The 13020-nt window shown below is 72.9% G+C and carries 11 protein-coding genes; 7 read left to right on the plus strand and 4 right to left on the minus strand.

Features of this window, described 5'->3' with window-relative positions; translation table 11 throughout:
- Nucleotides 1-173: 173 nt before the first annotated feature.
- From ACIPXC_RS31485 to ACIPXC_RS31510, 6 genes are all read left to right on the plus strand, one after another.
- Complete coding sequence (locus ACIPXC_RS31485; RefSeq protein ID WP_401624857.1) at nucleotides 174-2354, plus strand: putative bifunctional diguanylate cyclase/phosphodiesterase; 2181 nt, start codon at nucleotides 174-176, stop codon at nucleotides 2352-2354.
- A 198-nt stretch (nucleotides 2355-2552) separates the two neighbouring features.
- Nucleotides 2553-2849, plus strand: coding sequence for an Asp-tRNA(Asn)/Glu-tRNA(Gln) amidotransferase subunit GatC (gatC, locus tag ACIPXC_RS31490; protein WP_030030671.1), 297 nt, complete (start codon nucleotides 2553-2555; stop codon nucleotides 2847-2849).
- Between the two features lie 5 nt (nucleotides 2850-2854).
- Nucleotides 2855-4348 (plus strand): Asp-tRNA(Asn)/Glu-tRNA(Gln) amidotransferase subunit GatA, encoded by a 1494-nt coding sequence (gene gatA, locus ACIPXC_RS31495; RefSeq protein ID WP_364859699.1) that lies wholly within the window; start codon nucleotides 2855-2857, stop codon nucleotides 4346-4348.
- On the plus strand, nucleotides 4345-4590 hold the full coding sequence (locus tag ACIPXC_RS31500; protein ID WP_037928130.1) for a hypothetical protein: 246 nt from the start codon (nucleotides 4345-4347) through the stop codon (nucleotides 4588-4590). The genes gatA and ACIPXC_RS31500 overlap by 4 nt, the downstream gene beginning before the upstream one ends.
- A gap of 16 nt (nucleotides 4591-4606) precedes the next feature.
- Entirely contained in the window at nucleotides 4607-6121 is a 1515-nt protein-coding gene (gene gatB / locus ACIPXC_RS31505; RefSeq protein ID WP_401624859.1) for an Asp-tRNA(Asn)/Glu-tRNA(Gln) amidotransferase subunit GatB, read from the plus strand.
- Between the two features lie 117 nt (nucleotides 6122-6238).
- Nucleotides 6239-6775, plus strand: a complete 537-nt coding sequence (locus tag ACIPXC_RS31510; RefSeq protein ID WP_401624861.1) for a hypothetical protein — start codon at nucleotides 6239-6241, stop codon at nucleotides 6773-6775.
- Here ACIPXC_RS31510 and ACIPXC_RS31515 read toward each other — a convergent pair.
- The 3 genes from ACIPXC_RS31515 to ACIPXC_RS31525 all read right to left on the minus strand — a co-directional run bounded on the left by ACIPXC_RS31515 (nucleotide 6765) and on the right by ACIPXC_RS31525 (nucleotide 11599).
- On the minus strand, nucleotides 6765-8609 hold the full coding sequence (locus ACIPXC_RS31515; RefSeq protein ID WP_401624863.1) for a protein kinase: 1845 nt from the start codon (nucleotides 8607-8609) through the stop codon (nucleotides 6765-6767). The genes ACIPXC_RS31510 and ACIPXC_RS31515 overlap by 11 nt on opposite strands.
- Nucleotides 8610-8792: 183 nt before the next feature.
- On the minus strand, nucleotides 8793-9413 hold the full coding sequence (locus ACIPXC_RS31520; RefSeq protein WP_401624865.1) for a GNAT family N-acetyltransferase: 621 nt from the start codon (nucleotides 9411-9413) through the stop codon (nucleotides 8793-8795).
- The gene (locus tag ACIPXC_RS31525; protein ID WP_401624868.1) at nucleotides 9410-11599 is read right to left on the minus strand and encodes a penicillin acylase family protein; all 2190 of its coding nucleotides are present in this window, start codon (nucleotides 11597-11599) and stop codon (nucleotides 9410-9412) included. The genes ACIPXC_RS31520 and ACIPXC_RS31525 overlap by 4 nt, the downstream gene beginning before the upstream one ends.
- Nucleotides 11600-11674: 75 nt before the next feature.
- On the opposite strand from ACIPXC_RS31525, the gene ACIPXC_RS31530 reads away from it, so the two are divergent.
- Nucleotides 11675-12406 (plus strand): siderophore-interacting protein, encoded by a 732-nt coding sequence (locus ACIPXC_RS31530; RefSeq protein ID WP_401624870.1) that lies wholly within the window; start codon nucleotides 11675-11677, stop codon nucleotides 12404-12406.
- Between the two features lie 59 nt (nucleotides 12407-12465).
- Here ACIPXC_RS31530 and ACIPXC_RS31535 read toward each other — a convergent pair whose 3' ends face one another.
- Nucleotides 12466-12966: a DinB family protein gene (locus ACIPXC_RS31535; protein ID WP_401624873.1), complete on the minus strand. Its 501-nt coding sequence runs from the start codon at nucleotides 12964-12966 to the stop codon at nucleotides 12466-12468.
- Nucleotides 12967-13020 lie beyond the last annotated feature (54 nt).

The following is a 13020-nucleotide window of genomic DNA, read 5'->3' on the forward strand; positions in this document are numbered from 1 at the left end:
CTGGGGCGCATTCGGGCAACCACTGCCGACCGCTGCCCCTGGGAGCCTCCCGCGTCCTACTGTTGAGGGGTGCGCCTGTCGTGCACGGCTGCAGGACGCGATATCCGGCCGTGGTGGCACGACATCGGGGCCATCGCGTGACATCGGCATCGCCGGCTGTGAGAGGTACGGGCATGAAACCCACCGAAAGCGCCGACCCGTCACCTGAATTCGGCGGGGACATCCCGTCCATGCGGGCGGGCAGGCTCGGTGTCCTGGGTACCAGGACACCGGAGACCCGACCGGTCGACACCGGTGAGGGCGGGCAGGGGCGGCGCGGCGTGCTGCCCTTCCTCGTCGTGGGTCTCGCGGTCGTGGTGCTCACCACCGGCATCGCGTCCGCCCTGAGCGGCCGTCATGCGCTGTTCCCCGGCGGACCCGTCGGCTGGGCCCTGGCCCTCCTCACCGGCATCATCGTCGGCCACCTGGTCGCCCTCGGCCGGGACCGCTGGTGGGGCGGCACCGGATCGGGCGCCGCGCTCACGCTCGGCGTGCTCATCCTCTACGGCTGGGTGCCCGCCGGACTGGTCTCGCTGGCCGTGGTCTCCCTGGTCGGGGCCGCGCGCCGGCACCGCTGGCGCCAAGGACTGCTGCACGGCTCCGTCGACATCCTCGGCATCGGGGCCGCCGCCCTCGTGCTCGCCGCCTTCGGCGAGACACCCACCGTCGAGACGCCCTGGCTGCCGACCCTCTGGGGGCTGGACGCCGTCCCCGAGATCGTCCTCGTCGCCGTCACCTACCTGCTCGCCACCCGGTTCCTGCTCTGGATCGCGCTCGCCCCGCGCGGCGGCGGGCTGCCCACCGTCGCCCGGACCGCCCTGCTCCGACAGGCCTTAGTGGCGGTCGCGCTGCTCGGCATCGCCCCCCTCATCTGCGTGGTCGCCGTCACCCAGCCGGTGCTGCTGCCGCTCTTCGCCGTACCCCTGATCGCACTTGACTCCACCCTCTGGATCGCCCGGGCACGCGCCGAGGAGCAGCTGCGGGACCCGCTGACCGGCCTGCCGAACCGGCAGTGGCTGCTGGAACGGGCCTGGTCCGCCCTGGACGAGGCTGAACGTTTGGGCACCCGGTCGGCGCTCGTGCTCATCGACCTGGACCGCTTCCGGGCCGTCAACGACACCCTCGGGCACCTGGCGGGCGACCGGCTGCTCCTGCAGATCGCCGACCGGCTGCGCCAGGCCCTGCCCGAGGAGGCCGAGGCCGCACGCCTGGGCGGCGACGAGTTCGCCGTACTGCTCCCCGTCGCCGACTCCACCACCAGCGCCCAGCGCGTCGCCCGCCACCTGGTCGCGGCGCTCAGCTCCCCGCTCGACCTGGACGGACTCACACTCGTCCTGGAGGCCAGCGCCGGCCTCGCCGTCTTCCCCGACCACGCACTGGACGCGGAGGGGCTGCTGCGGCGCGCGGACGTGGCGATGTACCAGGCCAAGCGGGACCGTACGGGCGTGGAAGTGTACGAGTCCAAGCGCGACAGCAACACCCCCGACCGCCTGGGCCTCCTCGGCGACCTGCGCAGGGCCCTCGACGCCGGCGAGGTGGAACTCCACTACCAGCCGAAGGTCCGCTTCGACGGACAGGTGGCGGGGCTGGAGGCGCTGGTCCGATGGGTCCACCCGGAACGCGGTCGGGTCCCCCCGGACGAGTTCATCGCCATCGCCGAGACCTCCGGGCTGATGCCGCACCTGACCGAGTACGTGCTGGAGACCGCCCTGGCCCAGGTGGCCCGCTGGCGCGCCCAGGGCCTGAAGGTCCCCGTCGCCGTCAACGTCTCACCGCGCGACGTCCACACCCCCGGCTTCGCCGGAGCGGTGGCCGCGCGACTGGCCCGCCACGGGGTCCCGGCGAGCGGCCTGCAGCTGGAGATAACGGAACACGTCCTGCTGGAGGACCCCCAGCGGGCGGCGGACACCATGGCCGGCCTCACCGGGCACGGCGTGAAGATGTCCCTGGACGACTTCGGCACGGGCTACTCCTCCCTCGTCCACCTGCGCCGCCTGCCGGTCAGTGAGCTGAAGATCGACCGCTCGTTCGTGGGCCGGCTCGCGGTCGACACACAGGACGCGGAGATCGTCCGCTGCACCGTGGACCTCGCGCACTCGCTCGGCCTGCTCGTCGTCGCCGAGGGCGTCGAGGACGACGAGACCTGGGAGCGGCTGCGGGACCTGGGCTGCGACGCCGTGCAGGGGTGGCTGGTGGCCGCCGCGATGCCGCCGCAGGAGGCCACCGCCTGGCTGCTGGCCCGCGGCGAGCGCGGCTGGCGCCGCCCGGCGGACATCACGGCGGAGCTGGCGGCGGCCGAGGCCGACGCGGTCTGATCCCGCGCCGCAGCCGCCGGGGCGCCGCCCGGACCCGGCGCCCCCCGACGACCGGGGCGCGGGTCCGTGCGGCGCCCGGGAAGCCGCACGCGGCGGCCCGGTCCGGGCACCGGGCCAAACCGTTTCGCAGGCCGAGCGCCCGGACCCATAGGATTGGGTCCGAAACGAAACATCCACCCACCCCCAGAGGATCGCTGCATGCCTGGCATTACGCGCGAGGAGGTCGTCCACCTCGCTCGGCTGGCGCGCCTTGAGCTGTCCAGCAACGAGCTGGATCACTTCGCCGGACAGCTCGACGACATCATCGGCGCGGTCGCCCGTGTCTCCGAGGTCGCCGACCAAGACGTCCCGCCGACCTCCCACCCGCTGCCGCTGACGAACGTCATGCGCGCGGACGAGGTCCGTCCGTCGCTCACCCCCGAGCAGGCGCTCTCCGGTGCTCCCGCCCAGGAGCAGCAGCGTTTCAAGGTGCCGCAGATCCTGGGGGAGGACTAACAGCCATGGTCGACATCATCAAGCTCACGGCCGCCGAGACCGCCGAGAAGATCGCCTCCGGCGAGCTGACGGCCGTCGAGGTGACCGAGGCCCACCTGGCCCGTATCGACGCCACCGACGAGAAGGTCCACGCCTTCCTGCACGTGGACCGCGAGGGTGCGCTCGCCCAGGCCCGCGCCGTCGACGCCAAGCGCGCGGCCGGCGAGAAGCTCGGCCCGCTGGCCGGCGTGCCCCTCGCCCTCAAGGACATCTTCACCACCGTCGGGGTCCCGACCACCGTCGGTTCGAAGATTCTCGAAGGCTGGATCCCGCCGTACGACGCCACCCTGACGCGCAAGCTCAAGGAAGCCGACGTCGTCATCCTCGGCAAGACCAACATGGACGAGTTCGCCATGGGGTCCTCCACCGAGAACAGCGCCTACGGCCCGACCGGCAACCCCTGGGACCTCACCCGGATCCCCGGCGGCTCCGGCGGCGGCTCCGCCGCGGCCCTCGCCGCGTTCCAGGCCCCGCTCGCCATCGGCACGGACACCGGCGGCTCCATCCGCCAGCCCGCGGCCGTCACCGGCACCGTCGGTGTGAAGCCCACCTACGGCGGTGTCTCCCGCTACGGCATGGTCGCCTTCTCCTCCTCCCTCGACCAGGGCGGGCCCTGCGCCCGCACGGTCCTGGACGCGGCCCTGCTGCACGAGGTGATCGCCGGGCACGACCCGCTCGACTCCACCTCCATCGACGCCCCGGTCCCGCCGGTCGTCGAAGCCGCCCGCAACGGGTCGGTCGCCGGCATGCGCGTCGGTGTCGTCAAGCAGTTCGCCGGTGAGGGCTACCAGGCCGGCGTCGTCCAGCGCTTCAACGAGTCGGTGGAGCTCCTCAAGGAGCTCGGCGCCGAGATCGTCGAGCTGGACTGCCCGTCCTTCGACCTCGCGATGGCCGCGTACTACCTGATCGCGCCCTCCGAGTGCTCCTCGAACCTGGCCCGTTTCGACGCCATGCGCTACGGCCTGCGCGTCGGCGACGACGGCACGAAGTCCGCCGAGGACGTCACCGCCCTGACCCGCGAAGCCGGTTTCGGCGACGAGGTCAAGCGCCGCATCATCCTCGGCACGTACGCGCTCAGCTCCGGCTACTACGACGCGTACTACGGCTCCGCCCAGAAGGTCCGCACGCTGATCTCGCAGGACTTCGAGAAGTCCTTCGAGCAGGTCGACGTGATCGTCTCCCCGACGACCCCGACCACCGCCTTCGCGATCGGTGAGCGCACCGACGACCCGCTGGCGATGTACCTCGCGGACCTGTGCACCATCCCGACCAACCTGGCCGGCAACTCCGCCATGTCGCTCCCCTGCGGCCTGGCGCCGGAGGACGGCCTCCCGGTCGGGCTGCAGATCATCGCCCCGGCGATGAAGGACGACCGGCTCTACAAGGTCGGTGCCGCCGTCGAGGCCGCCTTCGTCGCGCGCTGGGGTCACCCGCTGCTTGAGGAGGCACCGTCGCTGTGAGCACCAGTGCACTGTCCAAGGCCAAGGGCTTCAAGAAGTCCAAGACCGGCACCTACCTGTCGATCGGCACCACCGCCTTCGGCGCCGTCAGCGTGATCAAGCAGGTCAAGAAGGCCCGCAGCGAGAACGACATGCTGAAGCTGGTCGACGCCGCCGTGTCCGCCGCCGCCATCGTCACCGGCCTCGCGATCCTGTACCGCGAGCTCAAGCGCCTGGGCGACGACGACGTCCTGCTGGGCTGAGAGGGAAAGTTTCACCGTGACCACCTTCACCGAACTGCTGTCGTACGAGGACGCCCTGGCGTCGTACGACCCCGTCATGGGCCTTGAGGTCCATGTCGAGCTCGGCACCAGGACCAAGATGTTCTGCGGCTGCTCCACCGAGCTCGGCGGCGAGCCCAACTCGCAGACCTGCCCGACCTGCCTCGGCCTGCCCGGCTCCCTCCCGGTCGTCAACGCGATCGGCGTCGAGTCCGCCGTCAAGATCGGTCTCGCGCTGAACTGCGAGATCGCCGAGTGGTGCCGCTTCGCCCGGAAGAACTACTTCTATCCGGACATGCCGAAGAACTTCCAGACCTCCCAGTACGACGAGCCCATCGCCTTCAACGGCTACCTGGACGTCCAGCTGGAGGACGGCGAGATCTTCCGCGTGGAGATCGAGCGCGCCCATATGGAGGAGGACACCGGCAAGTCGCTGCACGTCGGCGGCGCCACCGGCCGTATCCACGGCGCGTCCCACTCCCTGCTGGACTACAACCGCGCCGGCATCCCGCTCATCGAGATCGTCACCAAGCCCATCGAGGGCGCGGGCGAGCGGGCCCCCGAGGTCGCCAAGGCGTACGTGGCCGAGCTGCGCGAGGTCATCAAGGCGCTCGGCGTCTCCGAGGCCCGCATGGACAAGGGCCAGATGCGCTGCGACGTGAACCTGTCGCTGCGCCCCCACGGGACGAAGGAATTCGGCACCCGCTCGGAGACCAAGAACGTCAACTCGCTGCGTTCCGTCGAGCGCGCCGCGCGCTTCGAGATCCAGCGGCACGCGGCCGTGCTGTCCTCCGGCGGCTCGATCGTGCAGGAGACCCGGCACTTCCACGAGGAGGACGGCTCCACCACGGCCGGCCGCATCAAGGACAACGCCGAGGACTACCGGTACTTCCCGGAGCCCGACCTGGTGCCCGTGGCGCCGGCCCGTGAGTGGGTCGAGGAGCTGCGCTCCGGTCTGCCCGAGATGCCGCGCGTGCGCCGCAACCGCCTCCGCGAGGAGTGGGGCGTCAGCGAGCACGACATGCAGTCGATCCTCAACGCGGGCGCGGTGGACTCCATCGTCGCCACCATCGAGGAGGGCGCGGACTCGGCCGCCGCCCGCAAGTGGTGGATGGGCGAGCTGGCCCGTAACGCCAACGAGCAGGGCGTCGTCGTCGACGAGCTGCCGATCACCCCGGCACAGGTGGCCCGGGTCGCGGCCCTGGTGGCGGCGGGCGACCTGAACGACAAGCTGGCCCGTCAGGTCATCGAGGGCGTTCTCGCCGGCGAGGGCACCCCGGACGAGGTCGTCGAGAAGCGCGGCCTGAAGGTCGTCTCGGACGAGGGAGCGCTCGGCGCGGCCGTCGACGAGGCCATCGCGGGCAACGCGGCCATCGCCGACAAGATCCGCGGCGGCAAGATCGCCGCGGTCGGCGCCCTGGTCGGCGCGGTCATGAAGACCACCCGCGGCCAGGCCGACGCGGCGCGCGTCAAGGAGCTCATCCTGGAGCGCCTGGGCGTCTCCGAGGGCTGAGCCTTTCGGGCCCGACGGCCCGAACGCCCCGGGGCCCCGCACCGAAGAGGTGCGGGGCCCCGGTCGTCTCCCGCACACTGGACGACCACGTCCGGCGGAGGAACGGGGGAGTTGCGCGTGGAGATCGGTGCGATGGTCGCGGTCGTCGGTGTGGTGGGCACCCTGGGCGCGGCGCTGCTCACCCAGCGCGGGGCGGAGCGGGCGAAACGCCGGGAGATAGAGATCCTGCGCGGCCATCAGGAGATCCGCGACCGTCTGACGCTGCGGCGGAGCTGCTACGCGGACCTCAACCGGGACGCCCGGCAGTTCACCACCGCGCTCAACCGGCATCTGCACGTCCTGCGGGAGCGCCCGGTCGAGGACGCGGACCGGGAGGTGCTCGACGAGGCCAAGAACGCCCAGCGCGACCGCTACTCCGAGGCGCAGATGATCGCCCCGGACGCCGTGCTCGGACCCGCGAGCGCCGTCAACCACGCCCTGAGCAGGGTCTACGGCCAGGTCAAGCGCCTGGAACGGGGCGCCCCCGAGGAGGGCGAGACGATGGCCGCGGTCTCCGCCGCCCAGCAGGAGATCTGGGGCCTGCTCCGGGAGATGCGTGCGGCCATGCGGGCCGACCTCGGGGTGTCGGACGGGACCGGCTCCGTCAGCGCTTGAGGAGGGGCGCTGCCAGAACGGCGTTGCCGCGGCCCTTGCAGCCCTCCTCCACCTTGATGCGCAGCCGCAGGGCGCCCTTGATGTCCAGGGACTTGGTGACCGGCTTGCCCAGGTGGACCAGCTCGGAGAACACCGCAGGCTTGTCGTCCACCGAGATGGTCAGCCGTGCCTGCTCGACCGTCGAGCCGTCGTCGATGCCGGCGGTGAACTCCAGTGTGGACCAGGCCCTGTTGACGTCGTACTCGATCGCCGCGCCGTAGTAGCAGCTGCCGAGCAGCGCCGCTCCGTACTCCGTGGTGTTCAGCTTCGCTGAGCCGACCTCGAAGTTGTCGGCGCCGCCCACGGAGGACAGTACGGTCAGGTCGGCGATGTTGCTGTCCTTGACCTCTCCCGGAGCGTGCGGGCCGGCGGAGCCCTCCGGGGTGGGCGGGGCCCCGGCGGCCGAACCGTCCGTCGTGGAATCCGCGGACGGGGTCGGCGAGGCCGCGGAGGGGGCGGGCTCCGGCGACTGCGGCGCGCTCGCCCCGCCGGGCTTCCCGCTCGCCGTGTTGTCCTCCTGGCCCTTGTCGCCCAGGAGCTTCACACCGACGACCGCGCTCGCGGCGAGTACGACCACGGTGAGCGCCGAGGCCAGGACCAGGCCGGTCCGTCGCTTCTTCCTCGGCGGAGCCGCCTGTGCGGGTGGGGCCGGGGACAGGTCGTACGCGGGCCCGTACCCCGCGGGCTCCGTCGCCTGCTGAGCCGGCTCGGGAGCGGTCAGCGGCGCCGTGGGCGGCTCCGCGGCGCTCGGGTCGGGCGCGGCCGGGTCGGGCGCGGTCGGACGGTAGGCGGGCGGTGGAGGCGCCGCGGCAACCGCCGGGGCCGCCGTGGGCAGGGGAGGCGCGGCGGGCTGGGGCGGGGAGTCCTGGAGGGCCGCCCGCCGCGATGCCGTGGACGTCGTCGTGGTGGACACCACGGCACGGCGTACGTCCTTCATCCACCCGGCCAGGTTCACCGGCCGCCGGGAGGGTTCCTCCGCGTAGAGGTCGGTGATCCGGGCCCGCTGCTCGGCGTCCAGCACCGCGATCTGGGGCAGTTCGGCCATGGCCCGCGCCAGTTGCTGCGGGGAGGCGGGCGGCGACTCCCCGCTGAGCAGGAAGTACGCGATCGCCCCGAAGGCGTACCGGTCGGTGCCCGGTGTCCGCTTGCCCTCGAACACCTCGGGGGCGGCGTAGCCGGGGGTGAACCAGACCTCGGCCGTCCGGTGGTCGGCGGTCAGCTTGCTGAGGCCGAAGTCCACCAGCGTGGCCTGCCCGTGCGCGTCGACCATCACATTGCCGGGGGAGAGGTCGCCGTGGACGACCTGGCGCCCGGAGGGCGTGGCCTTCCCCGAGTGCAGCCAGTCCAGCACCTCGGCCAGCTGTTCCAGGGTCCGCATGACCTCGCGCCGCTCGGCGGCGGTGGCGAGCGTCCGCTCGGCCCGCCAGTCCCGCAGGTCGAGCCCGTCGATGTGGTTCATGACCAGGACGAGCGCCCGCCCGGTCAGGGTGGACGACTCCCCGGGCCGGTGGATCGGCGGCCCCTCGAAGTGCTCGCGCACCCCCACGACGCCGGGCCGGTGGACGAATCTCAGCAGTTCCGCCTGCTCGTTCCACTTCTGGCTGATGCGGTCGAAGACCTCGGGCGTGATGGTCGTCTTGGAGTCGAGCACCTTGACGACGACGGGCTCCGACCCGCCGGCGAGCTCGATCTCGGCGAGGTAGAGCACGGCCTCCCCGCCGCGCCCGATCGACCTGAGCAGCCGGTAGCGGTCCGCTGCCGCATCCGGCCCGATGTGCAGATTCTGGCTGGTCAATTTCCCCCCAGCGCCGGGTTGGTGATTGACCATCAGTCTTTCGTGACCGGAATCACCCGGTCAATCGGAACGATCGGTTTGCCGCGGCCGTCCGGGTGTGCGCGTCGGCGGGGCGCCCGGCTCGCGCAACCGCCGACCGGGCGGCCTCCGTTCGCCGGGCGCCCCGCCGACGGGCGGCGCAGGTCAGCGGCTTCCCGCGGGCGGCGCGGGCGGCGCGGGTGCGTCGAGGAAGACGAGGCGGGCCGGTTTGGCCGGGAGGTGGACCTCGGGCAGGTCGATCTCCGGCAGTACCACCTCGGGTCCGAGCACGAAACCGGTGCGTTCCAGTCGTGCGACGGCCTTGGTGTTGCGTGCGTCCGGCTCGGCGACCACGCGCCGGGTGGCGGGGTCGGAGAACACGAAGGCGAGGAAGGCCGTGAGCAGGCCCCCGGTGAAGCCGGGCCGTGGGGCGCCCTCGCACGGGCCGATCAGCAGGTGCACGCCGACGTCGCCCGGCCGGGCGTCGTAGCACTCACCGACCCGGTCCGCTGCGCAGTCGTACGTCTGGAACAGCGCTGCCGGCTCGCCCTCCAGGGCCACGAGGAAGGCGTGGTGGGTGGTGCGGCGGTCGATGTCCTCGTAGATCTCCCGGACCAGTTCCCGGCCGGCCCCGCCCATGCCCCAGAAACGGGCCCGCTCCTGCGTGACCCAGCCGTGGATCAGACCGGCGTCGGCGGCCGGATCGACCGGGGTGACGGTGACGGTGCCGAGGCCCTCCACGAAGTGGGTGTGGACGGGCTGCCGGGCGGCGGCCGCGGCGGTCATACGGACCCCTCGGTGAGCCGGGCCCAGTCGGTGACGACGGGAACGAGTTCGCAGCGTGCCCACAGGGCGAGCTGGTCGCGGTGGTGGGGGCTGCCGGTGACGCCGTCCGCGCCCAGCGGGACCGCCCAGAGGCTGTCCTCGCGGCGGGCCAGGTCCCAGACGTAGCGGGCGGCCGACGCACGGGCGGTGACATCGGTGAAGCCGGGTACGGAGGAAGTGGCGTTCACGCAGTCGTGGTCGCCGCCGAGGCCGGGCCACTCGGGGGCGTCCGGGTCGGGTACCGCCTGCCAGGGGGCCAGTCGGTGGACCTCCGACCACGGGGTGTCGGGGGAGTCCGCCGCGGCGGTCTCCTCCAGGGCGGCCCGGACGTGCCCCGCACGGTCCAGCTCCGGCACCAGGGACGTGGCGAGCAGGCCTTCGAGCGCGTAACCGATCTTGGGTACGAGGTACAGCCAGGGGTGGAACACCGCGGGTCCGGCGGGCGCCCCCGCCAGGTCCGCGAAGACGGGATCGGCGGCGAAGCGGCGTACGGTCGCGGTCCGGAAGGCCGAGAAGACGGTGGCGTCGGTGCTGTCGGCCTCCATGCGCCGGTCCCAGGCCAGCAGCCGGGTGCGCAGTCCCTGCGCGGCCGGGGTCAGCCCGTCGAAGCCGGGCAGCAGCGCGAGGAGCGGCTCGGCCGAGGCCAGGTAGGTGTCGCGGTGCACGTCGGCCATCGCCTTCGGCGACCAGTCCGCGGAACCGCTGAGCAGCTCGCGGATGCGGTCGGCGCGGTGCGGGGGCGCGAACTCCACGCCCAGCGGGGAGGCGATGCCGCGCGCGTTCGCCATCACGGCGAAGCCCTGCACCGGTTCGGCCGGGTTCGGCGCCCAGCCCTGCCAGGCGTGCTCCGGATCCCAGGCGGGCACGGGGCGCAGCCGGTTGGCGGGGTGGCGCAGCGGAACGGCGCCCGCGACGCGGTGCAGCAGGCCGCCCTCGGTGTCGGCGGCGTGGACGACGTTGACCGGCTCGGCCCAGCCGTCGAGGGCGCGGTCGATGTCGGCGACGGTCCGGGCGCGCAGCAGGGCGGGGAGGACGGCGAAGCCGAGGTCGCGCCGGACGCGGGGCGGGTAGCGCAGGGAGAGGGTCTGGGTGCTGCCGTCGGCACGGCCCGCGGTGTCGGCGGCGTCCGCCTCCGCGCCGGGGTCGCCGTCCGCGTGGACGACCACCGGGCCGCGGGCGGTCTCCAGGATCTCCACCTCGACGTCGTCGCCGCCCGCCACGGCGATGGTCTCCGTGTGGCGTGCGACGGGCTCCCAGACCCCGTCCGGGCCGAGGGCCTCCACGACGGCGCCGTCACCGCGGCGCAACCGCTCGACGTACAGGTCCTGGTAGTCGGACATGGCGTTGGTGATGGCCCAGGCGGCGCTGCCGGTGTGCCCGAAGTGGGCGAGGCCGGGGACGCCGGGGACGGCGAGTCCCAGGACGTCGTAGTCCGGGCAGGACAGACGGATCTGCTGGTAGACGCCCGGGTCCTCGATGAAGCGGTGCGGGTCGCCGGCGATGATCGCCGCACCGGTGGTGGTGCGGTCGCCGGGCACCATCCAGCCGTTGCTGCCGGCGATGCGGGGACCGTCGGTGGCGAAGAGGGTGAGCGCGTCGTCGCCCAGGGCGCGGGCGACGCGCTCGCGCCACAGTTTGGTCGGGAAGCCCGCGAACAGGATGTGGGTGGCGATCCAGATCGCCTGCGGCACCCACGGTTCCCAGGGCGAGGGGGCGAGGCCGGTGCGGGCGAAGCGTTCGTCGCGGGCGGCGCCGGCGGCCAGGCCCTCGTTGACGCCGTCCACGTACGCGCGCACCCAGGCGGCGGTCGCGGGGTCGTCGCTCTCCATCGCCGTGAAGCAGAGGCGGGCGGTGTCGGCGAGGCGGCTCTGGCGGGCGAAGCGGTCCCACGTGACGGAGTCCGGGCCGAGGAAGGAGGCGCTGGAGCCCTCGGCGCGGTGCCGTTCGACCTCCAGCTGCCAGGCGCGGTCGAAAGCGGTGACCCGGCCCTGGGCGTGGGCGAGTGCGAGTTCGTCCGATGCACGCAGGTGGGGGATGCCCCAGGGGTCGCGGAAGACGTCGTAGGATTCCGGGGTCTGTCCGTGGGGCCTACCCCGGGCGCCCGCGTCCGACGCCGGGTCGCTCTCGCTGCTCACACTGCTGCTCACGCTGCTCACACTCTCCCCGATGACGCATTAGGTTAGGCTGGCCTAACTATAAAGGTGTCAGGGGAGGGGTCGGACATGGCGGTCGGCAAGGGTTGGGAGGGTGTGGTCCTCAAGCTCCTGCGGGGCAAGGACTTCACGTTCACGGTGACCGGGGCGGAAGACGTCACGGAGCACTACCGCCGGGTGTACTTCACCGACGGCGGACTGCTGGCCGCCGCCGGCGCATCGCTGCACCCGACGATGTGGGTGCGGGTCTGGTTCCAGAACGCGGACAAGCCGCACCAGCGGGCCTACACCCTGGTGGACCCGGACCCCGAAACGGGCACCTTCTGCTTCGAGTTCGCCCTGCACGACGGGGTCGCCAGCGCCTGGGCCCGCGCCGCGAAGCCGGGCGACACCATCGAGGCCACCGTCCAGGGCACCGGGTTCTCCGCCCCGGCGCCGTCCCCCGAACGCCTGCTGGTCATCGGCGACCCCGCGTCCCTCCCGGCGATCAACTCGCTGCTGGACGCCTTCCCCGGGCTGCCCGCGACCATCTGGTTCGAGACCCAGCACGCCTGCGACACGGACCTGCCCGTACGCCTGGACACGGAGCGGCACGACATGCGCCGGGTGCCGCGGGACGGCACGGCGCTCGCCGACCGGGTCCGGGCCGAGCTGCCGGAGCTGCTCGGCGACCCGGGATCGGCGTACGTCTGGCTCGCCTGCGACACGGCCACCACCCGCACCCTGACCGCCTATCTGCGCAAGGACCTCGGTCTGCCGAAGCAGCGGGTCAACGGCCTGGGATACTGGCGCGCCGCTTAGGGGGTGTCCGGCCGGGGCCGGGGCCGGGGTTGGGGCCGGGTCGGGGCCGGGGTCGGGGGCTACGCCCCGGTCGCCCCGTCGATCGCCTCGCGCAGGAAGTCGGCGTGGCCGTTGTGGCGGGCGTACTCGTGGATCAGGTGGAGCATGACCAGGCGCAGCGAGGCCTCCTCCTCCCACCGCGGCACGTACGCCGTCACCTCCAGGGACGCGGCGGCCGCCTCGATGCGGCGGGCGTGCGCCACCTCCGCCTCCCAGGCTGTGAACGCCTCGGCGCGGCTGGAGCCGGAGGCGTCGTAGGCGGCCTGGAAGTCATGGCTGTCCGACCACAGGTGCGGGAGCTGCTCGCCGCCGACGACACGGCGCAACCAGTGCCGCTCCACCTCGGCCATGTGCCGGACCAGCCCCAGCAGCGACAGGGTGGACGGGGGCATCGAGGCACGGCGCAGCTGCTCGTCGGTCAGGCCCTCGCACTTCAGGGCGAGGGTGGCCCGGTGGTAGTCGAGGTAGGCCCGGAGGGTCTCGCGTTCGCCCCCGGTCAGAGGCGGGCTGATGCGTTCCATGTCCACGATCCTGCCCGTCGGCCCCGGGGCCGCGGAACCCCCTCCCGCGTCGGG

Origin of the sequence: Streptomyces sp. NPDC090021 (assembly GCF_044748225.1) — a bacterium.
Classification (GTDB): Bacteria; Actinomycetota; Actinomycetes; order Streptomycetales; family Streptomycetaceae; genus Streptomyces.